Source organism: Kushneria sinocarnis (assembly GCF_003633775.1).
In the GTDB taxonomy this organism is placed as follows: domain Bacteria; phylum Pseudomonadota; class Gammaproteobacteria; order Pseudomonadales; family Halomonadaceae; genus Kushneria; species Kushneria sinocarnis.
On sequence record NZ_RBIN01000012.1, the window covers coordinates 23,597 to 46,068 of the forward strand.

Sequence of the window (22,472 nt, forward strand, 5' to 3'; positions counted from 1 at the left end):
ACAGGTAATGACAGGTGGCAAGTGATGCAGGGAGCGGGCGCCCTTCGGCATTCGGGGCAAGGCGCTGGCGCCGGGCCCATGCAGCGTGCCGCCACGCCCGAGGAGCTCGGCCCCAGCCTGATCTACCTGGCCAGCGACGCCTCGAGCTTCATGACCGGCTCGGTGATGGTGGTCGACGGCGGCTATACCCTCTGGTAGTGCTGTCGAACGTCGAGCCACCGGGCAGGCCGAGCCGCACCATCAGCGTATCGGCATCGCGCTGCAGGTCGCGTCGCTGCCGGGCGGCGCGGGCGCGCTGCCGGGAATCGCGCAGGCCGGGGAGATCGGCGTCGATGTTCAGCAGCAGCGCACTGAGCGCGCTGTGCAGCATCAGCGCACCGGCACGCGCATCACTGCCGAGCATGTCATCACTCAGCGGCAGGGCCTCTTCGATCAGGGTCAGCGCTTCCAGGCAGCACTCCGCTGCCCTGAGCGGAATCGCGGTGGCCCGCTCGGCCGCGGCGTTGATCGCCTGCTGGCGCGACTCGCGTTCGGCTTCGCTCTCCTGCGGCTGACGGGTCGCCGCCATGAACTGCTCGAAGGCCGCCACGTCATCGTCAGCGCAGGGCGCCAGCTGCGCGCTCAACTGCTCGCCCCACTCGATGAGCGCTGCACGCCGTTCGTTGTCGCCATGCTGCTGGGTAATCCGCAGCCCCTTGAGCACCAGCGCCAGACCGAACTCGGCCGATACCGTGGCGGCCGCGCCGCAGCCCGGCGTAGCCTGTGTCGCGGTGTGCTGACGGAACGCATGCAGCGGCTGCTGCCACAGGCTCTGCTCGCCGTTGCCGGCATCATCACGGGATGTAGTCATGTCTCGATATACTCGGGATTGCAGGGCCGGGCGAGTCGAACGTCATGCCGATCCCCCTGCGGAACTTCGAAACCAGCGGCGCCCTCCCGCTGCCTTCAGCCAAGCGTAGCAGCCCTGTGCGCCATGGCAGACAGCCTACCTGTTTACTCGCGCACCGAGGCCTCGGTCGCCGGCACGCGACGCCGTCCGGTCAGCGTGGTACCGATGGAAGCCACGATGATCGCACCGATCGCCAGCCATTGAAGCTGATGCAGCTGCTGGCCCAGAAACAGCAGCCCGGCCAGTGCGCCGACGGCCGGCTCCAGACTCATCAGGGTGCCGAAGGTCTGGGTCGGCAGCCGGGGCAGCGCAATCATCTCCAGGGTATAGGGCAGCGCGGTAGAGAGAATCGCCACCGCCAGCGCCAGCGGCAGTATCGCCGGTGCCAGGAGCGCCGTACCGGTGTCGACCACGCCGATCGGCGCCACCGCCACGGCCGCCACGGTGATGCCCAGGGCAGCGCTCTGGGTGCCGTTGCCGCTGCCGGCCTTCTGCCCGAACAGGATATAGAGTGCCCAGCAGACCCCGGCACCCAGCGCGCACAGCGCCCCATAAGGGTCGATGGCGGTCGACGTTGCCCCACCCGGCAGCAGCAGGACCACCAGCCCCGCCACGGCAAAGGCGATCCAGAGCAGATCGAGCATGCGCCGCGAGGCGAGCATGGCTACCATCAGCGGGCCGGTAAATTCCAGCGCGACGGCAATGCCCAGCGGCACGGTCTGCAGTGCCTGGTAAAGCAGGAAGTTCATGCAGCCCATGGCCACGCCGTAGATCACGATCGCCTTCCAGGCACGACGACTGACCGGTCGTCGCCAGGGGCGCAGGAAGATCAGCATCAGCCCCGCTGCCAGGATCAACCGGATCGAAGTCATGCCGGAGGCGCCGATCACATCGAACAGCGAGCGGGCGATGGCCGCCCCGCTCTGGATCGAACACATCGCCACGATCAGCAGTACCACCGGCCCCAGACGAGCCAGCAGGGGATGGGATTTCGCGGAAGCCACGGATAACACTCGCCACCTCTCTGTGCGCTCCTGCTCCAGGGCAGGCAGAATGCAGGGAACCGCAACATGCGGACATGCATGATGGACAACAAGACGCCAATGAGCAATATATTGCACAACAAGGAACGACCCGATGTGCTTGTCCACGTGGCCGCCAATGTCCGCCGGCTGCGCCGGACCGCCGAATTCAGTCAGCAGGCACTGGCCGAACGGGCGGGCGTCAGTCGACGCATGCTGGTCAATATCGAAAAGGGTGACATCAACGTCAGCCTTGGAACGCTCGATCGCATCGCACAAGCACTGGGAGTCCATTTTTACGCCCTGGTGCAGCCACCCGACAGCCCCGATTCGGCGCACATCAACGAGGTGGCCTGGGCCGGCCGGGCACCGCAGAGCCATGCCACCCTGCTGGCCAGCAAGCCGGCGCGCCACGAGGTGGAGCTCTGGGCATGGTCGCTGGCGCCCGGCGAACGCTACGACTCACCGGCCGATGGCGCCGACTGGCACGAGATGCTGCTGGTCATCGACGGCACCCTGACACTCTATCTGGCCGACCGGACGCTCACCATTGCCGCCGGCGACTTCCACGTCTTCCCCAGCGACCAGCCACACGGTTACGCCAATCATACCGACCGGCTGCTGAAGTTCATGCGCAACGTGCTCTACTAGACCTTCGTTTGCCATGGCCCGCGATACCGGGGGCGCACTGTCACACCCTCTTGCAACACTCCCCGGGATCGGTGCCTGATAGGGAGGTCGTCACTCATTCATGCCGGCTCATCCGGCATGGTGCCACGCCGGGCTCCGGTCCGGTTTTTCCAGACCGCTGACGAGGTATGCCATGTACAGCAACATACTGGTCCCCATTGACGGTTCCGAGGATGCCCAGCGAGCGCTGGCGATCGCCTGTCAGCTGCAGCAGCTATCGGGTGGTCAGCTGCAGCTGCTCAACATTCCCGAGTTGCCGGTCGCCGACGACTGGCTGGGTTATCAGACCGGTGCCTCGCCACTGGACTACACGCCCGAAAAGGCCGAAGCCCAGGGGCGCGAGACGCTGGAAGCCGCATGGCAGCAAAGCGGTCAGGAGAATCAGGAGGCGGTGAACTTCATCGTGCGCCAGGGGGTACCGGCGCACGTGATCGTCAGTGAGGCCGGCCAGCTCGGCGCCGATGCCATCGTGATGGGCAGTCGCGGGCTCAGTGATCTCAAGGGGCTGGTGACCGGGAGTGTCTCGCACAAGGTCAGTCATCTGGCGCCCTGTACGGTAATCACCGTGCACTCGCACTGAAGTGACACTGACCGCTGCCCATGGCAGCGGTCGGCACAGCATGCCGGTACGACAGACACTCCGGCAGGCCGAGCCGGGCCATGCAGCCTGCCTGCTCATGTCCGACGCCGCTACCCCTGAACCGGCACCACGGGTCTCGCTCATGACGAGCATGGCGACACCTGGGCAACTTGCGCTACATCCTGCAACACGACAACATGGCCCGCCCCGCATTCGGTCAGGAAAAAGAGTCGTGTCCACAAAACCCAGCTGCATGGTGCGTCACTTCAAACACTACGCAGCGCTTGATGAACAGGAAATCGAGCTGCTGCACGAGCTCGAGCGCTCCCCGGAACATCTCACCGCCGGCGATCACCTCTGGTACGAGGGACATGAGTCCACCGAGCTGGCCGTGATCAGCCAAGGCTGGGCCTACAGCTATACGCGGCTGGAAAACGGCCATCGGCTGATTCTGGATATCTACCTGCCGGGTGACGTGATCGGACTGCGCGAATACGCCACCGATCGCCATCAGGCCAGTGTCGAAATCATCAAAGAGTGCACGCTCTGTCGGCTGCCCCACCGCAATCTCGACGAGATCTTTCGAAACTCGGAGAAGCTCACCCGGGTTTTCTTTGCCGTGGCCTCGACCCAGCAGTCGATGCTGGTCGAGCGGATGATCAACCTCGGGCGGCGGGATGGACCGGGCAGGATTGCGCATTTCCTGTGCGAAATGCATACCCGGCTGGAACGCACCAATGACAATATGGCAGGTCAGTTCCGCCTGCCCCTGAGCCAGCACATGCTGGCTGACATCATGGGACTATCGGCGGTTCACGTCAGTCGCATCTTTTCACAGCTGCGCAGCGATCAGCTGGTCGATCGCGACCGGCATCGCGTGCATATCCGCGATCTTGCCCGGCTGATCGAGCGGGCCGGTTTCCGGGACGACTATCTGGGCACGCGCTCGATCATCGATCAATCGCGCTGAGCCCCTGTTTCACGAGTTATGGAGAAAGTGATCGACCTCGCGCTGCGCTTCCTCCCGGCTCAGATTCTTCTCCCGTCTCAGCCGGGCAATCAGCTGTTCGCGCTTGCCATTGGCATAGACTCTTTCATTGAACAACAGCACACCGACCTCTTCCTTGAGGCGGCCGGCGACCTTCTCGAAGATCGCACTCTGCAGATTGAGGGCCATTTCTTCTTCTCCCTGAATTCATGACAGCGTCATTGTCGATATCAACCGGGCGGAGGGCCATAACCTGGATTCAGCCGGTCATGGCCTGCCGGGCTGTCGTTTACCCCACAGGGTACTCTTCGAGCGCCTGTGAATGAACGCCCTTCGGCCATCCCCGGCAGATCCTCCACGATAGTCAGCCCGTGGCTTACCCGGCGCCACGGGCAGGAATCCGGTCAGGGCCGCAGCGAGGGCGTCACCGGCAACCCTGCGCTGTCCCGCGGGAGGGTACCATGGCGCAGCGACGATCACCGGGCCGCCGCAACAGCAGGTTGCACGCCTGCCTTCATCATATGCCCCTCACCCGCTCCAGGGCCGGTAGCACAACTACTTTCATATTATTCGGTCCTGCGCGCATGGTCGTTATTCATTAAAACCGACTCACCGAAAGACGTCATGACAATACCGAAATAAATATCAGCAAAAAACCGGCGACACCGGAATAAAATCAGGCTTTCGGGTGGTGTCGTTTCAAATCAGCTCGGCCTTCCGAGACCCGCCGTTTATCACGCGATATTGCACTCGAACCACCATTTTCTGTCAGACTATCAGTCTCGGCAACCTACAGGAGCCTGCTCATGAAACGCGCCATTGGAGCCCTGATCGTACGCTGGCTGAAAAAGCCGGAAAACCAGCGCAAACTCAAGCGTACGGCTCGTCAGCTGTGGCAGAAGCGTCGGCGCCGCTGACGCTCTTATCAAGCTTTTCCTTATATCGCCTTCAGCACTGGTCAGGCACGCGGGATTGGTTTAAAAAAAGGACCGGCATAACACGAGTGACTTGCCGGTTATTTCATCGGCAACATCATTGCTGCCCTGTTCAATACCCAGTCTTCAATCACCGTGAGCCGGAGTCTCATGACCTTTTATGATTTCATCATTTCTCAGGCGGGCCGTGGAGATGATGTGGGCGATCTGGGAGAAGAAATAGCCGGCGATCCCGATTTTCCACGGGCGCTGAATGACCCGATCCTGCTGGGCGGCTATCTCATGGAGCATGTCTACACCGCCGAACAGCTGGCTGCGGCAACTGCCGCCTGGCAGGAGTACCAGCTCACCACGGCGACGTCACTGACGAGTAACGACGCCATCGAGGCAGCGCCCTGCCCTGAACCACCCCGGGTTCGCTGACCGCAGGCAGTGCCACATTGACCGCACGCCCTCATCCGCCGCGGCAGAATGACATAAGCCAACCTTACGATCCCGAAAGGTTGCTGGCATCTGCCCGTCTTTCGCCTTATAAGGGATGGGGCCGGACAGGCCTGTGAATGGCTGGAGCTGACAGGGAAGCGGTCGGCGTGTTTCAGGGAGCGAAGACAGCTTCGCAGGGCGCCGGCAAGCGCAGGAGTGTCGCCTGACAGGGCCGTCAGGATACATTCCTGACCCTGCACTGATACGCCCGCTTCCCGCACACACGCCGTCACCCTGCCATACTGGGGCGACATACCAGTTGTCGGCCCGTCCCATGACGTCTCTCTCCTTCTCCCTCAGCTCCGCTACTCTTGCAGTGAGTTCTCCGTGAGATCATCGCCGCATCGTCATGCAGGCTGTCACGACTCGTCAGGCACCCGCAGCCGGGAGACAGGCATCCTGGCGGCCGCCATCCTGGGCTCATCGATGGCCTTCATCGATGCCACCGTGGTCAATGTCATGCTGCCGGAACTGCAGGCGTCACTTGCGGCGTCGGTGGCGCAGATCCAGTGGGTGGTGGAGGCCTACACCCTGTTTCTTGCTGCCCTGCTGCTGCTCGGCGGTGCGCTGGGTGACCGGTATGGCCGCCGCCGTATCCTCACCCTCGGCATCACCCTGTTCACGCTTGCCTCACTGGCCTGCGCGCTGGCGCCGGATGCCGACAGCCTGATCACGCTGCGCGCCCTGCAGGGGGTGGGCGCGGCACTGCTGATTCCCGGCAGCCTGGCGATCATCAGCGTCTGCTTCCCGCACGAGCGGCGTGGCCGGGCCATCGGTCTCTGGTCGGGCTTCTCCGCGGTCGCCTCCGGGATGGGGCTGGTACTGGGAGGCCTGCTGATCGATCTGATCTCCTGGCGGGCCGTTTTCGCGCTCAACCTGCCGGTGGCCGCCGTTACCCTGGGGCTGCTCTACCGCTTCGTGCCGGAGAGTGCACGTCCGGCGCCGCACCCGCCGCTCGACATCACCGGCGCGCTGCTGTCGGTGATTGCCCTGGGCGGCCTCATCCTCGGACTGATCGCGGCTTCCGGAAGCGGCTTTCTCGACCCGGGCGTGCTGCTGCCCGGCGCCATCGGTCTGCTGGCCATGGCGTTCTTCATCCGCCATGAACGCCGCTGTCCGTCACCGATGCTGGCGCCACACCTGTTTGGCTCGCGCACCTTCCGTACCGTCAGCCTGCTGACCTTCCTGTTCTATGCCGCACTGGGAACCTTTTTCTTTCTGCTGCCGATGACGCTGGTACAGATCCACGGTTTCAGTGCCACCGCAGCCGGTGCTGCCACCCTGCCGATCATCATCCTGATGTCGCTGCTGTCCGGCCGTGCCGGTCGGCTGATCGACCGCTACGGGGCCCGCCGTCCGCTGACCATCGGCCCGCTGATCGTCGCTGCCGGCCTCGGGGGGCTGCTGCTGGCCGGTACCGAGGCGTCCTACTGGCACACCTTCCTGCCCTCGATTGCCCTGATGGGAGCGGGCATGGTGACCACGGTGGCCCCACTGACCGCAACCGTGATGGCCTCCGTCGCAGACAGCGACGCCGGCACCGCTTCCGGAATCAACAATGCCATCGCCCGCACCGCCGGGCTCATGGGCATCGCCCTGTTCGGCCCGGTGCTCTATCTTGTCTTCCGTCACGCCCTGCTCGAACGCCTGGCCCCGCTGGCACTGCCGGACAGCATCCGGAACGCGCTCGTCACCCGTCTCGATCGGCTCGCTGCCCTGCCGCTGCCCGAACACCTGTCGGCCGAGCAGGCACTACGGCTCCGTCAGCTGATCGAGCACAGCTTCGTGCTCGGTTTCGACAGCGTCATCATCGCCTGCATGGCGCTGATGATGGCAGCCAGCGCCACCGCCGCCATCGGTCTGCGTCCGACCACCCCCGACGAACGCTGAATTCCGGACAGTAGCGCGCGGGTGGTTGCTACACTGAAAAATTCAGCGCCCATCCGCCATCGGCGAAAGGAGTCGGCCCATGGCAACCGTCGAGCAACTGCACGAGATCCGCGCTCGCAAGCGCGAGCAGTACAGCGTCCGCACCCGCTACACCGATGCCCGGGGAGAACCGGTCTACATCAATCACCTGATCGGCGAGGACTCCCCCTACCTGCTGCAGCACGCCCACAACCCGGTGGACTGGTACCCGTGGGGCAGCGAGGCATTCGACAAGGCCTCGCGCGAGGACAAGCCGATCTTTCTCTCCATCGGCTACAGTACCTGCCACTGGTGCCACGTCATGGAAGAGGAGAGCTTCGATGATGAAGGGGTGGCCGAGGTACTCAACCGCCACTTCGTGCCGATCAAGGTCGATCGCGAACAGCGCCCCGATCTCGACGAGATCTACATGGCCGGCGTCCAGCTGATGACCGGTCGCGGCGGCTGGCCGATGTCGAGCTTTCTGACCCCCGAGGGCAAGCCCTTCTTCGGGGCCACCTACTTTCCGCGCGATCAGTTCCTGAGCCTGCTCGACCGGGTTCACGAACTCTGGCAGGAACGCCGCGAAGCCATCCTGGGTGACGCCGACAGGCTCGACCAGGGCATCCGCCAGCAGCTTGCACCCTCGGCCGCCGCAGAGCTGCCCGAAGGGCTGATCGAACGGGTCACCGGAGCACTGCTCGAGCACGCCGATACCATTCATGGCGGCTTCGGCGAGGCGCCCAAATTCCCGCAGGAGCCCAATCTCTACCTGCTGCTGGAGGAGATCCAGCGCGATCCGCGGCCGCTCGCCGAACAGCCTGCCTGGCCGGTGGCACGCCATGCACTCGATGCCATGCTCGGCGGCGGTATCTTCGATCAGATCGGCGGTGGCTTTCACCGCTATGCCACCGACCGCGCCTGGCAGGTGCCACACTTCGAAAAGATGCTCTACAACCAGGGCCAGCTGGCCGATCTCTATCTATGGGCCTGGCAGCTGTCGGGCAATCCGGAGTATCGCCGCGGCTGTGAACAGACACTGGACTATCTGCTGCGCGAGATGCGCTCGCCGACCGGCGGTTTCTACTCCGCCACCGATGCCGACAGCGAAGGCGAGGAAGGCCGCTTCTTCGTCTGGCGCTACGATGAGCTGGCCGACGTGCTCGATGCCGAGCAGCTCACACTGTGCGAGCAGGTCTACGGTGTCACTCGTACCGGCAACTTCGAAGGCGCCAACGTGCTCCATTTGCCGCAGTCGCTGGATCGCACCGCCGATCGGCTGGAGCTGAGCCGTCAGGCGCTGGACGAACGGCTGGGAGAAGTACGCCGGCGGCTGTATGACGTCCGTGCCGAGCGCGAAGCGCCGCTGCGTGATGACAAGCTGATTACCGAGTGGAACGGCATGGTGATCGCCGCACTGGCCCGTGCCGCGCAGGCGCTGGAACGACACGACTACCTCGAGGCGGCCACTGCCGCGGCCGACTTCCTCTGGCAGACGCATCTCGATGAGACGCAGGATCGACTGTGGCGTACCAGCCTCAACGGTGTCGCCTCGGTCACCGCGCAGCTGGAGGATTACGCTCATCTGCTCGATGGCCTGATCGCACTGCATGACGCCACCGGCGAACAGCACTGGCGTGACCGGGCCCGTGCCCTGCTGGCGCAGGCCTGCCGTCACCACCGGGACGATCAGGATGGCGGCTTCTTCACCGCCCCGGCCGAGGCCACCGGCCCACAGCTGCTGCGCAGCAAGAGTCTGATGGACAACGCTACCGTCAGCGGCAACTCGCTGATGCTACCGGTACTGATTGCGCTGTATCGGCGCACCGGCGACCCGGAGCTGCCCCCGCTGATCGAAGGCCAGATTGCCGCCTTCTCCGGCCGCGTGGCCCAGCTGCCGCTGGCTGGTCCGGTCTTTCTGCAGGGCCTGCGCCAGTGGGCGTCCCCCACCCCTAACGATCAGCAGCATTTCGCCGAGGGCGCCATTCGGGCCGTCTGTCGCAGCGAAGCGCTCGATGACGAGCGCCAGCGCGTGATGCTCACCCTCACCATTCAGTCGGGGTGGCACATTCGCAACCACGCGGATGACACCCCCGAAGCCAGTCGCCTGGCCATCGGCAATCCGTCGGTCTGGCGCGAGACACACCTCAGCTGGCCGGCGCCTGAACGCGATCCGGCCAGTGGTGAGCTGGTGCATGCCGGGCGGGTCACCATCGAGCTGGAAGCCAGCCGGCTCGCAGCCGGCCCGCTGACACTCGAGCTTCGGCTTCAGCCCTGTACCGGGCGCGAGTGCCTGCCGGTCGAGCGCCGGGAGTTCGTGCTGCATCGGGTCGAGCATGGCTAAAGCAGCCCCGGGTACCGTATTGCTACCAGGCCGGCCATGCCGGGCTGTCCGGCAGGCCTTTATCCGCTCCCACATGCACAGAAAGTCGTGTTGCCGCCTGTTTCAGGCGGCGTCGACACTGAATTCACGGGCCCTGTGCTTCAGGGCCTTCCCGCAGCAAGGAGCCGGTCATGCCCGCGATCCCCGATCTTCCGCTCAGCGACGGCCATCGCATTCCCCAGCTTGGGCTGGGCACATGGAAGCTGCCTCCCGAAGAAACCGCACAGGCCGTTCAGACCGCCTTCGATTTCGGCTATCGCCATATCGATACTGCTGCCATCTACGGCAACGAAGCCGGGGTCGGCCGGGCCATCGCCCGGAGCGAACCGGCACGCGAGCAGCTCTTCATCACCACCAAGCTGTGGAACGATCAGCAGGGGTATGACGCCACCCTCACGGCATTCGACAAGAGCATGACCCGGCTCGGCCTGGCGTATCTCGATCTCTATCTGATTCACTGGCCCTGCCCGGCGCGCGATCAGTTCGTCGATACCTGGCGCGCCTTCATTCGCCTGCAGCAGGAAGGCCGTATCCGCTCGATCGGTGTCTCCAACTTTCGCGAGCAGGATATCGAGCGGCTGGGAAATGAAACCGGGGTGCTTCCGGCCATCAATCAGATCGAGCTGCATCCCATGCTGCCACAGCCGCTGCTGCGGCAGTTCCATCAGCGTCACGACATTGCTACCGAGGCCTGGAGCCCGCTCGCCCAGGGCAGCGAGCTGCTCAAGGATGAACGCCTTGCGGCCATCTCGGTGCGGCATGACCGTACGCCGGCCCAGATCATTCTGCGCTGGCATATCGAGCTCGGCTCGATCGTCATTCCCAAGTCGGCCACTCCGGCCAGGATGCGCGAGAACACCGGCATCTTCGATTTCGAACTCAGCGATGACGAGATGGCACTGATGGGTCGGCTGGCCCAGGGGCGCCGGCTGGGAGAAGAGCCGGAAATGGTGAACTGAGGGGGCAGAACGCCGAAGGCACCTGCCACCCGGCCGGCTGCGTCCCTGCTGAAACAGCCGCGATACACGTTACTGCTGTTCAGCCGGGCCGGGCGTACACTAACCTGAGAGTCTGAATCGAAAGGCTTACCGATCAGGGATGATCGGCCATCCATGACAGGACACCGGCGGCACCGCTGTTCTGCTCGCGACTGAAGGACCAGCCCATGTTTGCCTGGCCCGTCTCCCTCTGGGAGTGGATCACCGCCAATGCTGCTGTCTTCAGCGGCATCGTCAGTTTCGGCATGCTGTTGATCTGGGGCATCTATCTGCAGCTGCTCTTGCACAACTTCCGGATGCAGCAGAGCCCCCGCATCGTCATCAATCGCGGCCGCGGGCGGGATGTCAATTCCCTCTGTCTGATCAGTAACATGAGTGTGCAGGCGATCTTCGTCGAGGCCGTGGTGGCCCGGCTCGAGACCTCCCACGGCACCTGGTTCAGCGATGTCACCGATGTGCTCGATCAGCAGGGGGAAAGTTCAAGCCGCGATATTGGGTCAGGCGAGCATCAGCTGGCCCGGGTCACCCGCCAGGGTCCGCTGAAATCGGGCGAGTACATGGAAGCCGGCATGTTCGGTGACATGCTCCAGCAGGTGGCGCACGAGCAGGGTATTCAGCTGGATGAAGACTATAAATCCGGCGAAGAGCAGCTTGAGCTGCGCTCGCTGGAAATCGGCCTCATTGCCGTTTTCGGCTCGGAAAACGGGCCGATCGGTGCCCGACGCGTATTTGATCTCGAGCTCGATGATAATCACCGACTGCTGCTGAAACCCCGCGACCTGACCACCAAACAGCTGCGTTCCCGACGCGCCCGCAAGGAGATCAAGCGCTGGCAGAAGGTGCTTCGCTGATTTGCTGCCGAGCCGGTCTCGGCAGGCAAGCCTTCCCTGCCGAGCCGGCCGGCTGTACCGGCCAGGGCGTCAGCCCGACTGCCGGCTGATGTCGATACAGATCTTGCCGAAGTGCCGCTGCCCCTGCTGGTGGCGAAAGGCATCGGCGAGCCGGTCGAGCGACCAGGTGGAGTCGATCACCGGCTCGATCCCGTTCTGTTCGATCGCCTTCACCATGTCCTGCTGCTGCGCCCGGCTGCCGACGGTAATGCCGCTCATGTGCAGATTGCCGAAGAAGAACGCCGCCGTGGGCACCTCACCGGTGAAGCCGGTGAGTACCCCGAGCATGACAATGTGACCGCCCATCCGGCAGGCGGCAATCGACTGCCCCAGGGTGGCCGGGCCGCCGATCTCCACCACGGCATCCACGCCGCCCCCCGAGAGACGATGGGCCGTCTCCCCCCAGTCGGGGTCCTCGCGGTAGTTGATGGTGTCATCGGCCCCGAGCGCACGCAGGCGGGCCAGTTTCTCTTCCGATCCCGAAGTGGCAATCACCCGGGCACCGGCTGCCCTTGCGAGCTGCAGGGCAAAGAGCGAGACACCGCCCGTACCCATTGTCAGCACCGTATCGCCCGGTTTGATGGCGGCTTCCACCATCAGCGCCCGCCAGGCTGTCAGGGCAGCACACGGCAGGGTGGCCGCCTGGGCATGCGAATATCCGGCCGGCGCCCGGGTAAACGCACCTGCCGGCCCGACGACATATTCCGCCGCCATTCCGGGGCCACGATCGCCCGGTGTGCCCTCCCGTTTGGCAGGGGTGATCGGGCCATCCGCCCAGTGCGGAAAGAAGGTCGAGATCACCCGATCGCCTACCTGAAACTCGCTGATGTCGTGCCCTGCCGCCACCACTTCACCGGCCCCATCGGACATCAGCACGCGCCGATCCTCGGTTTCGATGATGGCGTCGGCTACCGCGTAGTCATGGTAGTTCAGCGAGCTGGCATGCATGCGTACCAGCACTTCGTCCGGTCCGGGCTGCGGCGGGTCCAGCTCCACCACCTCGATCCGATCCAGCCCGCCCGGCTGATGCAGTATGGCGGCTTTCATGCGCTCTCTCCTTGAGCAAAACGAAAACTTCAGAGCAGCAGAGCTGGCGGGCAAATGCCAGCTTCAACGCTGCTGACCCGAGAGAAGCACCATGGCATACGTTGCGCAAGCATCGCCCCGCGGCGAAGACTGTCTCGAAACACAGCTTAATTAATATTTAATTACTACAAGCCATATACTACAGAATAGTGGATTTTTCCTAACCCAAATATAAAATTACCCTTGCATTAGCCATGAAAAATAATCAGTAAAAAAATACTTTTATATTAGAAATAACCCATACCAGCGTTCAGCATCAATGACCCAGGGACTGGTCATTCATCAACAGGGGCATCCAGGAAAGGGACCACTGCACCTCCCAGCCGGAAAACCAGACAATGACCGGAACAACCGCTGAAATTGTCCAGGCAACAGTCGACAAGGAAGCAGGAAAGATATCGCTGGCCATGTGGGAGTACGATCCATGCACCGGTCTGATCACCCTTTTCAAGCCGGGACACGAGCTGTACCGCGCTGGCAACGACCCTGTAAGGGAAGAACATTTCTGGGAGCAGGTCCATCCAGCTGACCGGGAAGCTGTTGCAAGCAAGAGAGACCAGCTCATGGCCGGCAACGAAACCTGTGTCCGTGAACTGGAATTCAGGATCAACCGGCCTGATACGGGGCAGACAATTCGGGTTTCAGTCACTGCCCAATCATTTTTCGTGAAAGGTAGACCAGCCCGCATAATGGGCGTCATCAAACCCATTGCCAACCGATGTCAGCATCAACAACAGCTTGATTACCTGGAAAATCACGATCCCCTGACCGGGCTCTGCAATCGAGCCGGTTTCATGAAACAGGCAGAAGACCTGCGGGGCCGTGGCAGGAAGCTCGGATTGGTATTGATGGACCTGGACGGCTTCAAGCGCATCAATGATAGCCTGGGATATACGGCAGGCGATGAACTGCTGAAGCTTGTTGCCGCAAGGCTGACAAGTCAGCTGGATTCAAAGGCTCTGATTTCCAGAACCAGCGGTGATGAATTTGCATGTATTGTCCAGGAAGCAGAGCTCGACAAGACCATCAAGAATATAAAAAAGGCCCTGACCTCCCTTTTCATTCTGGGCGGGCGACTGCTGCAGGTCAGCGCCAGCATGGGCGCCGCACGCTACCCTGCAGATTGCAGCAGTATCGAAAGTCTTTTCCGACATGCCGACCTGGCACTGAACGAAGCCAGAGCCACGGCGCCCGGTTACAGCCGTTTCTATTCACCACAGCTGACAACAAACATTCAGCATCAGCAAAAGCTGACCGAAGAGCTGCATCGCGCGGTACTGGAAAAGCAGTTCGAGCTTTTCTACCAGCCTCAGGTCGATCTTGAAACAGGCCGGTTCATCGGCTTTGAAGCACTGCTTAGATGGCACCACCCGACAAGGGGGTTGCTGACACCGGCTCATTTCATCGAACCCCTTGCCGGCAGCAGCTGGGCCAACGCTGTAGGGAACTGGATCATCAAGACAGCCTGTCGCGATGCAGCAATCATGAACCGCAACGGCAACAACTTCAGATTTGCCGTTAATATCTTTTCACAACAACTCAGACTGGGTCAGCTGGAAGAGCATATCCTGACTCAACTGGAAGAACACAACCTGCCTGCGGAACTGCTCGAAATAGAGATTACGGAAAACATTCTTCTGGATCAGGAAGAAAAAGCCATCAACCAGCTTGATGCCCTGCGAGAAAAAGGGTGTTCAATTGCATTTGATGATTATGGAACCGGCTATGCTTCCCTAAGCATGCTGAAGCGTTTCCCGATAGATCGGTTAAAGATAGATCGCTCCTTTATTCGCAATATAGCTGACAGCAGGGAAGATACCGCCATTGTTGAATCAATCATGAAGCTGGGAAAGGTCTTCAAGCTGGGGGTGATTGCCGAAGGAATCGAACACAGCACACAACGGCATCTGCTGCTTCAGCAAGGCTGCACGACAGGACAGGGATATCTTTTCGGTCATCCCCAGCCATTATCACAACTCCTGCCAACCTGCGCTGGCACTCTCCCCGAATCCGTTCTTCACGACTCTCTCCAGCCTTTTTCCGGGAGGTAGGAAAAATGACCACTCAAGCGGCAATCAGTGTCGGGCAGCCGGAAATGCAGTCACGCTCGAGGCAGGAAGATGCAGCGTACGTGGCCCATGTAATGGAATCCATCGCCCGCGATACCCATGACGTCTCCCTTACCCTCGAGATGCTGGAGGATCCGATTCCTGCACGGATCAAGACGATCAATACGGAACGCGGGATCATGTCCCTTGCCATCGCCGATATCAGGGACTTCAGCGATGAACATGTCATCGGTTCCAGGCTGATGCTCGATGCTGAAAAGCCCGGCGGCCCAGTGGACTCGGAAAGCATCCATTTCGAGGATATCGAACCGGTCAGGGTCAGACATCTGAGTGATTCGCTGGAGATACAATGCTCGCTGCCCCGCTCCCTGTTTACCACCAGCCGACGTGGCGGTGTGCGGGTTCCCTTCATTCAGGGCATGAAAGCCTTTGCGGAAATCGAAGTTTATGCCGGTCAGCCCACCATTCGGGCGCAACTGCGCAATCTCTCGCTGGGCGGGTGCATGCTGGAATTCCCCCTGCGGGAATGCGCTTATTTCGGAGTCAATCAGTACCTGCCCGGTATTACCATTTCATTCCCGAATGGAGATGAAATCACTTTCGAGGCAAAAGTACGCCATGTCCGACCTGCCGGCCGATCCCATCATGCCATTATCGGCGTCAGCTTCAGTGAACCATCCACTCAGCTGACCCAGCGTCTGGCCTATTTCATTGGAGAAGCCGAGAGTGAACTTGCCTATCGACTGGGCATGGATACGCGCAAATCGCATAGATCGGCACTGTTCATCGAAAAATATGCGCATCACACGGTAGAGAGCGATCCGCCCAAAGCCGATCGTTCGGCACCAATGGTCAAGGCCATCGAGGAAATTGCCCGACAGCTGCACATAACACTGTTACACCTCAAAAATGATCGCACCATTTCAGGCAATGCCCTGTATGACAGTGCTGATACCCTGATCCATTTGCTTGACCGGGACCGACAGCAGGCACTGTATGCGCTCAACTGCCTGAAGGATGAGCCGCAATGGTTGCAACATGCACTCAGCGTGGCCGGCCAGCTGGGAGATATCATGCTGTCCGATTCCGGCCTCGCCTTCCAGGCCCGTGATGCCATGGTGTGCGCTCTGCTGCACTCCATGGGCAAGCCCCTGATGCTCTGCAAACAGCTGCCCTCCCTGGAAGCGCCGCTGACCAACAGGCAAAGGGAGCTGCTACGTGGCCATGTTGAAGTCCTGCAGACCTATCTGGAGAAGATGGAGTGGCTGAACGGGAAAATCAGTCATGAGGTCATCCTGGGCGCCAATGAATGTCTGGATGGCAGTGGCTACCCCTTTCACAGGCAGCAGGATGAACTGGGCGATCTCACTCGCATTACCGCCATCATCAACCGCATCGATACATTGAGGCGCAAGCGCAACAAGCGCTCCGGAATGACGGCCTTTGAAGCCTATCGCATGGTCTATCACCAGTCCGACAAATATGACCGCAAGTGGGTAACACGCTATATCCAGCGCCATGGATTTTATCCGATCGGCAGCCTGGTCAAATTCTCCAGGGGGTTCCTTGCCTGGGTGATGCAGCTCGATGAGGCCGGTAATCCCGTCCGCATCCGGGTCGTCAAGAATCTGGCCCACGACTCCATGACTCTGGATACCATCCTGACACCGGTCGACTTTTCCCAGCTGGGCAGTCTGGAATCGGCCGAACGTCCGGATGATTATCAGATAGCGCCATTCTGAACCTTCCGAGCATGCCGGGCTGCCAGCCTCGCACAGCCCTGAAGCGCCAGGCCCGCCTCACGGCGGGCTTTTTGACAAGCGCCACGCTCTCTGACAGACAGCATGACGCCTCCATCAGGCACTGCTCCTGCGCTCTCCTCCCGGAACGTCAGCAGAGCTCGTCCAGCCGCACCACTTCGCCATCTTCCCGGGTGAACTCGCTCGGGGGATAGGCCAGCAGATCCAGCACCTTCTCCGAGGGCGTACAGAGCCGCACGCCCAGCTCGGTGACCACGATGGGACGATCGATCAGGGCAGGCTGGGCCAGCATGGCATCGATCAGCTGCTCATCGCTCAGCGAGGCCTCACCCGGCACCGGCTCCTCAGGGGGCGTCTCCCGGGGCCGCAGCAGCTCGCGCGGGGTAATGCCCATCGCGACCAGCAGATCGATCAGCTTCGCGCGGGAAGGGGGCGTTTTCAGATACTCGATTACATGGGGCTCATCGCCGGACTGTCGCATCATCTCCAGGGTATTGCAGGAGGTTCTGCACTCCGGATTGTGATAGATCACGCTGGTCAAGATCGGCCCTCCGGGGAGATGGCAACGGAAAACAACCTCTCCAGAGCCTCGCACAATTCGGGGTGGCTCGCACAACCCCTCTGCCACGTAAGTCGGGGGGCGCTCGCAGGGTCCTGGCTCACACAGCCTCATGCAGATTCAGTGCCAGCCGAGCGCCATCCCCCGGTATGCCGAATGCGCCCCGTGAAACACCCGGCATGGACGCCCCTGGTCTGGTGAACTATGTTGGGCCGATTTCATTACCCCGATTCTCATATGTAAGTGGCAAGGACCCCTTATGCGCGCCCACTCGAAGAGTAAACAGCTGGTCGGACTTCTCGGCTGGCTGGGTATCAGCTACCTGGCTGCCGCCATCGGCGCCATTGCCTCGATCAACGCGGCGGACTTCTATGAGCGGCTAGCCCAGCCGGCCTGGGCGCCCCCCGCGGCAGTGTTCGGTCCGGTCTGGATGACGCTTTACGGCCTGATGGGGATCGCCGCCTGGCTGGTCTGGCAGGAGCGACGGCGCAGCAGGGCGCTGCGGCTGTTCCTGATTCAGCTGGCGCTCAATGCGTTGTGGAGCTGGCTCTATTTCGTATGGCATCTCGGTGCCATGTCGTTCATCGGCGTGCTGGTGCTGTGGGGGCTGATCCTGTGGACCCTGATCGCCTTCTGGCGCAGACGCGCACTCGCCGGCGTGCTGCTGGTGCCCTACCTGCTCTGGGTCAGCCTGGCCTCGGCCCTGACACTGGCCACCTGGCAGCTCAATCCGCAGGTGCTGGGCTAGACGAGCGGGCGGCTGCCAGGCGCTGTCGCCCGCCCCGAAAATGAAAAACCCTGCCACCAGGGCAGGGTTCGAAGCGCAACAGAAGTGGCAGCGTTTCAGGCCGGCAGTGCCGAGCCTTCGTAGGGGTGCCGGGCCGCCGCATCGTCATGGCCGGTCGAGGCATTCTGCTGGAAGCGGACCATCAGTTCTTCAAGAGTGCGGGCCTGCTCCTCGAGCGCCGTGGCCGCACTGGCCACCTGCTCGACCAGCGAGGCATTCTGCTGGGTGACCCCATCCATCTCGGTGACCGCCTGATTGATATCGCCGATTCCGGAGGCCTGCTGCTTCGACGCCACCGCAATCTCGTTGATCAGCCCGGTGACGCGCTGCACGGAGCCGACCAGCCGCTCCATGACCTCGCCGGCCTCTCGCGCCTGACGTGATCCTTCTTCGACGCGCCCCAGCGATTCATTGATCAGCCCGCTGATCTCGCTGGCCGACTTCGAGCTGCGGGAGGCCAGATTGCGCACCTCCTCGGCGACCACCGCGAAGCCACGCCCCTGCTCGCCGGCCCGCGCCGCTTCCACCGAGGCATTCAGCGCCAGCAGATTGGTCTGGAAGGCGATGCTGTCGATCATTTCGACGATTTCCGACATCCGCCGCGAACTGCCACTGATCTCTTCCATCGAGCTGATGACTCGATTGACCTGCGCGCCGCCCTGCTCGGCAATCCCCGAGGCCTCGCTGGCCAGCTGGCTGGCCTGGCGGGCACTTTCGGCATTGTGACCGATGGTGGCGGACATCTGCTCCATCGCCGAGGCGGTCTCCTCCAGCGACGCCGCCTGCGATTCGGTGCGTCGCGACAGATCAACGTTACCGGCCGAGATCTCGCGGGTACGTCCGGCAATGGTGTCGGATATGCCGCTCACCTCGGCAAACAGGTGATTGAGCTTGCCGGCATAGCGGTTGACGGCACTGCGCAGGGCGCCGATTTCATCATGACGGCTGACCGAAAGCGCTTCACCGCTGGCGCCGCCTTCGCCCAGGCGATCGATCTGCCGGGTGGTCTCGTTGATCTGGCGCAGCAGCAGCCGGCTCCCCCACCAAGCCAGCATCAGCAGGATCGCCACTACCGGCAGGATGAACAGCAAAAGATCACGGGTCATCGTGCTGGCCAGACTGGTGATGCGACTCAGCGGTGTCACCAGGCCGATGGTCCAGCCGGTATCCGCCATTTTGAAGAGGCTGACCGAGGCGGTGTCCTGCAGCCGGGCATCCCGGATCTCGACCGGCTCACTGGTGTTCATGGCGCCTGCCACCGGCGCCAGCCAGTCGCGATCGGCACTGAGCTCGGCAAACGACTGCATGCCCTGGCCCTGATCGACCCCGGGGAAATACATCACGTTGCCCTCGCGATCCAGCGCGAAGGCGTAACCGCCGGTGGCGTCGCCATTGGCCGCCAGCAGCGCGGCCAGACCGCCCAGCCGGATATCCAGGGTGGCCACGCCGGCAAACTGCCCCTGCCGCTGCCAGGGCACGCTGCAGGTAACCATCGACTCACCGGTGACCGGGTCCTGATAGGCAGCCGACCAGACGCACTGCCCGGCCGGCGCATTGCGCGCTTCGGTATACCAGCTCTCCTGCTGATAGCCGGCACCCTCGGGCGCGTTGTACTCGTCCGAATACGCCAGCCTGCCATCACTGCCCCGGCCCCAGAAGAAGCTGCGCCGCTCGACCCCGGGGGTAAAGGCATTCGGCTCAGGCCATATCCCGCCACCGGCAATGGCTTCATCCCCGTTGGCATCGATGATCGCAGGCAGGGTCGCGGCAAACAGTGTCGCGTTCAATGGCAGGGTTTCGGCCAGATTCGCCAGACTGGCCGTGGTGCCCTCGTAACCGGCCATCCGGGCACTCAATCCGTTGACGATGGATTGGCCGGACTCCTGTACCAGGGTCGAACTGGCCTCGATCAGGCGGGGTTTGGCGCGCAGTGTCATGACGCCATAAATGGAAATCGCGATCAGCAGCATCAGGGCGATACCGCCGAGCGTCAGGCGCTTCGAGATGGTCAGTGACGGGAGGTGCATGGTGAGAGGACCCGAATTGTTATATTCGAGTGCCATATCGGCGCTTCGAGGGGAAGACTTGACGCCAATCATCGCCCAGGCAGGCCCGGGAGCTCAGGGCAGGCGCCCGGCGGGCCCGTCACCGAGCTCGCCGGCAATCTCCTCCACCAGCCCGCGCACCGCCGGCGAACTGCTTCTGCGCCCCACCCGGATGACATTGACGATCTGCGGCGGCGGGGCCAGCTCGCCATCCATCACCACCATTTCCGGCGTGACATGGCGGGCGTTGAGCAGCGACACGCCCAGCCCGGCCTGCACCGCCGAGACCAGGCTGGCGATGCTGGTACAGGTCATCACGGTGGCAAAACCGGGCGGCCGGGACTGCCCGAACTCCATCGCCCACTGGCGGTAGAAGCAGTCGTCACCGAAGGCCACGAACGGCAGCGGCACCGTCTCGTCGGCGGCCAGATCGGGCGCCTTTACCCAGTGCAGCGGCTCGGAGGCGAGCACGACATCGGTAGCGCGCTGGCCGTGCTCGAAGCGCTGCAGCACCCCGATATCGAGCTCGCCGCGCTCGAGCTGCGCCTCGATGGTCAGGCTCTGGCGGACACTGGTATGCACCGTGACATCCGGGTGGCGGCGCGTGAAGCGCCCGAGAATCCGCGACAGCCCGCGGCTCGTGATGTCCTCGGTCATGCCCAGCCGGATCCGTCCGCTCAACGGCGTGGTCCCCAGGCTGGTGGCGGCTTCGTCGTGCAGCGCCACGATGCGCCGCGCGTAGCGCAGCAGCCGCTCGCCATCCGCGGTCAGCAGCGGCTGGCCGACCCGCCTGGCCAGCAGGGCGCAGCCCAGCGCCTCCTCGAGCCGCCGGATCTTGTGCGAGACCGCCGACTGCGAGAGCGCCAGCTGATCCGCCGCCCGGGTAATGCCGCCGTGATCGGCAATGGCGCACAGCGCCTGCAGCGCGCCCATTTCCAGTCGTGCGCTCATTCGCTTCTCGCATGACAGTTTTCGATCACCTTACGCAAACAATCCATTGGCGTCATTACCGGGCGTGCCGCACGCTGGCGCAGCGTTCGGCGCGTGGATGATACTTACCACCTGCGAACGGACATTTTCAGCCTGCCACCCAGCCGTGGCTGCCCGAGGACGGCATCAGGCAACGTCAATGGAGAACAAGATCCCATCGTGAGCAGAGCCATGTACATTGCCGCCGGCGGCGCGCTGGCGACCGCCGTTTCCTTCGGCCCGGCCCGAATCGGTTTCGGGCTCTTTCTGCCGCAGCTTCGTGAAACATTCGAGCTCACCACCCGGGAGTCCGGCTATATCGCGAGCAGCGCCTTTGGCGGTTTTCTAATTGCTCTGCTACTGGCGGGTTATCTGTCGGCGCGCTTCGGGCCGAGGCTGCCGGTGGTGCTGGGGTCACTGGCGGCGCTGGCCGGCATGACCATTGTCGCCCTGGCGAATAATACGCTCATGCTGGCGGCCGGCACCGTGCTGGCGGCCACCAGCGCCGGCTGCTGCTGGTCACCGTTCAACAACGCCGCCGAACGCGGCATTGCCGACGACCGCCGGAACCGGGCGCTTTCGATCATCAGCACCGGCACCACCGGCGGCATTGCCGGCGCCGGCCTGCTGGCACTGGGCGTGGCCTGGCTATATCAGGAGTGGCGAGTGGCCTGGGGGATATTTGCCCTGATGGCGCTGTTGTCGACGCTGGTCAATTTCCGGGCGCTGGCCCGGCTGCCGGATACTCCCGCCACCCGGCCGGTGGCACTGCCCACCCAGCTGCGGCGCCTCTGCCGGTTGCGGGCACTGCCGTTGTACGCCATCGCCCTCTCCTTCGGCATTTCCAGCGGGATCTATCTCTCGTTTACCGTCGATCATGTGATGCGTGCCGGGGGGCTGCCGGGGCTGGCGTCCGAGCTCTCCGGGCCGGTCATGTACATCGCGATGGGCATCGGCGGCATCGCCGGGCTGGCCACGGCGGAGATTCATCGCCGCATCGGCATGACGGTACTGGTACGCACGCTCTTCATACTCTCGGCCGTTTCGCTGCTGGCCTGCGGACTGGCACCCACCAGCTGGCCGCTGCTGCTGCTCTCGGCACTGCTGCAGGGCAGCTGCATCATGATGCTCAGCGCCATCTTCTCGTTCTGGAGTGTCCGGCTGTTCCCGGAGCTGGCCGCGGTCAGCTTTACCGCCGTACTGGTTATCTATGCGCTGGGCAACATCATCGGCCCGGCGGCGGCCGGGAGCCTGGCGGCCACGCTGGGCATGAATATCGCCTTTGCCATCACGGCGGCCCTGTCACTGCTCACGGCGCTGCTGTTTCGGGAGCGCATCGGGCGGGCTGCCTGAAGCTGGGCCGCCCCCCGGTGAAACCGACCCTTCGGCCCCCGGGCGAGGACCGGGATTGAAGGGCGGCGGCATCACCGG

The 22,472-nt window shown here is 62.9% G+C and carries 20 protein-coding genes; 13 read left to right on the forward strand and 7 right to left on the reverse strand.

Annotation, left to right across the window (positions count from 1 at the left end):
* Positions 1–78 precede the first annotated feature (78 nt).
* Positions 79–198, forward strand: a complete 120-nt coding sequence (locus C7446_RS15945; protein WP_245977881.1) for an SDR family oxidoreductase — start codon at positions 79–81, stop codon at positions 196–198.
* Here the strand turns inward: C7446_RS15945 and C7446_RS15950 are convergent.
* Positions 149–850 carry a cyclodeaminase/cyclohydrolase family protein gene (locus C7446_RS15950; RefSeq protein WP_121174109.1) on the reverse strand — a complete coding sequence of 234 codons (702 nt, stop codon included), beginning with the start codon at positions 848–850 and terminating at the stop codon, positions 149–151. The genes C7446_RS15945 and C7446_RS15950 overlap by 50 nt on opposite strands.
* A 143-nt stretch (positions 851–993) precedes the next feature.
* Complete coding sequence (gene rhtA / locus C7446_RS15955) at positions 994–1,893, reverse strand: threonine/homoserine exporter RhtA (protein ID WP_245977882.1); 900 nt, start codon at positions 1,891–1,893, stop codon at positions 994–996.
* A gap of 99 nt (positions 1,894–1,992) precedes the next feature.
* Between rhtA and C7446_RS15960 the strand changes: the two genes are divergently transcribed.
* The 3 genes from C7446_RS15960 to C7446_RS15970 all read left to right on the forward strand — a co-directional run bounded on the left by C7446_RS15960 (position 1,993) and on the right by C7446_RS15970 (position 4,151).
* Complete coding sequence (locus C7446_RS15960) at positions 1,993–2,562, forward strand: helix-turn-helix domain-containing protein (protein WP_121174131.1); 570 nt, start codon at positions 1,993–1,995, stop codon at positions 2,560–2,562.
* Between the two features lie 172 nt (positions 2,563–2,734).
* On the forward strand, positions 2,735–3,181 hold the full coding sequence (locus tag C7446_RS15965) for a universal stress protein (protein WP_170150114.1): 447 nt from the start codon (positions 2,735–2,737) through the stop codon (positions 3,179–3,181).
* 232 nt (positions 3,182–3,413) lie between these two features.
* Positions 3,414–4,151, forward strand: a complete 738-nt coding sequence (locus C7446_RS15970) for a Crp/Fnr family transcriptional regulator (RefSeq protein ID WP_245977883.1) — start codon at positions 3,414–3,416, stop codon at positions 4,149–4,151.
* Positions 4,152–4,160: 9 nt separating this feature from the next.
* On the opposite strand, the gene C7446_RS15975 is transcribed toward C7446_RS15970, so the two are convergent.
* Positions 4,161–4,358 carry a CsbD family protein gene (locus C7446_RS15975; RefSeq protein ID WP_121174112.1) on the reverse strand — a complete coding sequence of 66 codons (198 nt, stop codon included), beginning with the start codon at positions 4,356–4,358 and terminating at the stop codon, positions 4,161–4,163.
* Between the two features lie 896 nt (positions 4,359–5,254).
* Between C7446_RS15975 and C7446_RS15980 the strand changes: the two genes are divergently transcribed.
* The 5 genes from C7446_RS15980 to C7446_RS16000 all read left to right on the forward strand — a co-directional run bounded on the left by C7446_RS15980 (position 5,255) and on the right by C7446_RS16000 (position 11,727).
* On the forward strand, positions 5,255–5,527 hold the full coding sequence (locus tag C7446_RS15980) for a YozE family protein (protein WP_121174113.1): 273 nt from the start codon (positions 5,255–5,257) through the stop codon (positions 5,525–5,527).
* 387 nt (positions 5,528–5,914) lie between these two features.
* Positions 5,915–7,477 (forward strand): DHA2 family efflux MFS transporter permease subunit, encoded by a 1,563-nt coding sequence (locus C7446_RS15985; protein ID WP_121174114.1) that lies wholly within the window; start codon positions 5,915–5,917, stop codon positions 7,475–7,477.
* Positions 7,478–7,556: 79 nt separating this feature from the next.
* Positions 7,557–9,839 (forward strand): DUF255 domain-containing protein, encoded by a 2,283-nt coding sequence (locus C7446_RS15990; RefSeq protein ID WP_121174115.1) that lies wholly within the window; start codon positions 7,557–7,559, stop codon positions 9,837–9,839.
* Between the two features lie 170 nt (positions 9,840–10,009).
* Positions 10,010–10,837: an aldo/keto reductase gene (locus C7446_RS15995; RefSeq protein ID WP_121174116.1), complete on the forward strand. Its 828-nt coding sequence runs from the start codon at positions 10,010–10,012 to the stop codon at positions 10,835–10,837.
* Positions 10,838–11,043: 206 nt separating this feature from the next.
* Complete coding sequence (locus C7446_RS16000) at positions 11,044–11,727, forward strand: hypothetical protein (RefSeq protein WP_121174117.1); 684 nt, start codon at positions 11,044–11,046, stop codon at positions 11,725–11,727.
* A gap of 69 nt (positions 11,728–11,796) precedes the next feature.
* Here the strand turns inward: C7446_RS16000 and C7446_RS16005 are convergent, their stop codons facing one another.
* Positions 11,797–12,813 carry a zinc-dependent alcohol dehydrogenase family protein gene (locus C7446_RS16005; protein ID WP_121174118.1) on the reverse strand — a complete coding sequence of 339 codons (1,017 nt, stop codon included), beginning with the start codon at positions 12,811–12,813 and terminating at the stop codon, positions 11,797–11,799.
* Positions 12,814–13,190: 377 nt separating this feature from the next.
* Between C7446_RS16005 and C7446_RS16010 the strand changes: the two genes are divergently transcribed.
* Both C7446_RS16010 and C7446_RS16015 read left to right on the forward strand, forming a co-directional pair.
* On the forward strand, positions 13,191–14,903 hold the full coding sequence (locus tag C7446_RS16010) for a putative bifunctional diguanylate cyclase/phosphodiesterase (RefSeq protein WP_121174119.1): 1,713 nt from the start codon (positions 13,191–13,193) through the stop codon (positions 14,901–14,903).
* Positions 14,904–14,908: 5 nt separating this feature from the next.
* A complete protein-coding gene (locus C7446_RS16015) occupies positions 14,909–16,663 on the forward strand; it encodes an HD domain-containing phosphohydrolase (protein WP_121174120.1) in 1,755 nt (584 codons plus the stop codon).
* A gap of 148 nt (positions 16,664–16,811) precedes the next feature.
* Here C7446_RS16015 and arsC read toward each other — a convergent pair whose 3' ends face one another.
* The gene (gene arsC, locus C7446_RS16020) at positions 16,812–17,213 is read right to left on the reverse strand and encodes an arsenate reductase (glutaredoxin) (protein WP_425454117.1); all 402 of its coding nucleotides are present in this window, start codon (positions 17,211–17,213) and stop codon (positions 16,812–16,814) included.
* 286 nt (positions 17,214–17,499) lie between these two features.
* Between arsC and C7446_RS16025 the strand changes: the two genes are divergently transcribed.
* A complete protein-coding gene (locus tag C7446_RS16025; RefSeq protein ID WP_121174122.1) occupies positions 17,500–17,988 on the forward strand; it encodes a TspO/MBR family protein in 489 nt (162 codons plus the stop codon).
* Positions 17,989–18,083: 95 nt separating this feature from the next.
* Here the strand turns inward: C7446_RS16025 and C7446_RS16720 are convergent, their stop codons facing one another.
* Complete coding sequence (locus C7446_RS16720) at positions 18,084–20,090, reverse strand: methyl-accepting chemotaxis protein (RefSeq protein WP_245977884.1); 2,007 nt, start codon at positions 20,088–20,090, stop codon at positions 18,084–18,086.
* 57 nt (positions 20,091–20,147) lie between these two features.
* Positions 20,148–21,023, reverse strand: coding sequence for a LysR family transcriptional regulator (locus tag C7446_RS16035; protein WP_121174124.1), 876 nt, complete (start codon positions 21,021–21,023; stop codon positions 20,148–20,150).
* A gap of 198 nt (positions 21,024–21,221) precedes the next feature.
* Between C7446_RS16035 and C7446_RS16040 the strand changes: the two genes are divergently transcribed.
* Positions 21,222–22,394 (forward strand): MFS transporter, encoded by a 1,173-nt coding sequence (locus tag C7446_RS16040; protein WP_147408789.1) that lies wholly within the window; start codon positions 21,222–21,224, stop codon positions 22,392–22,394.
* Positions 22,395–22,472 lie beyond the last annotated feature (78 nt).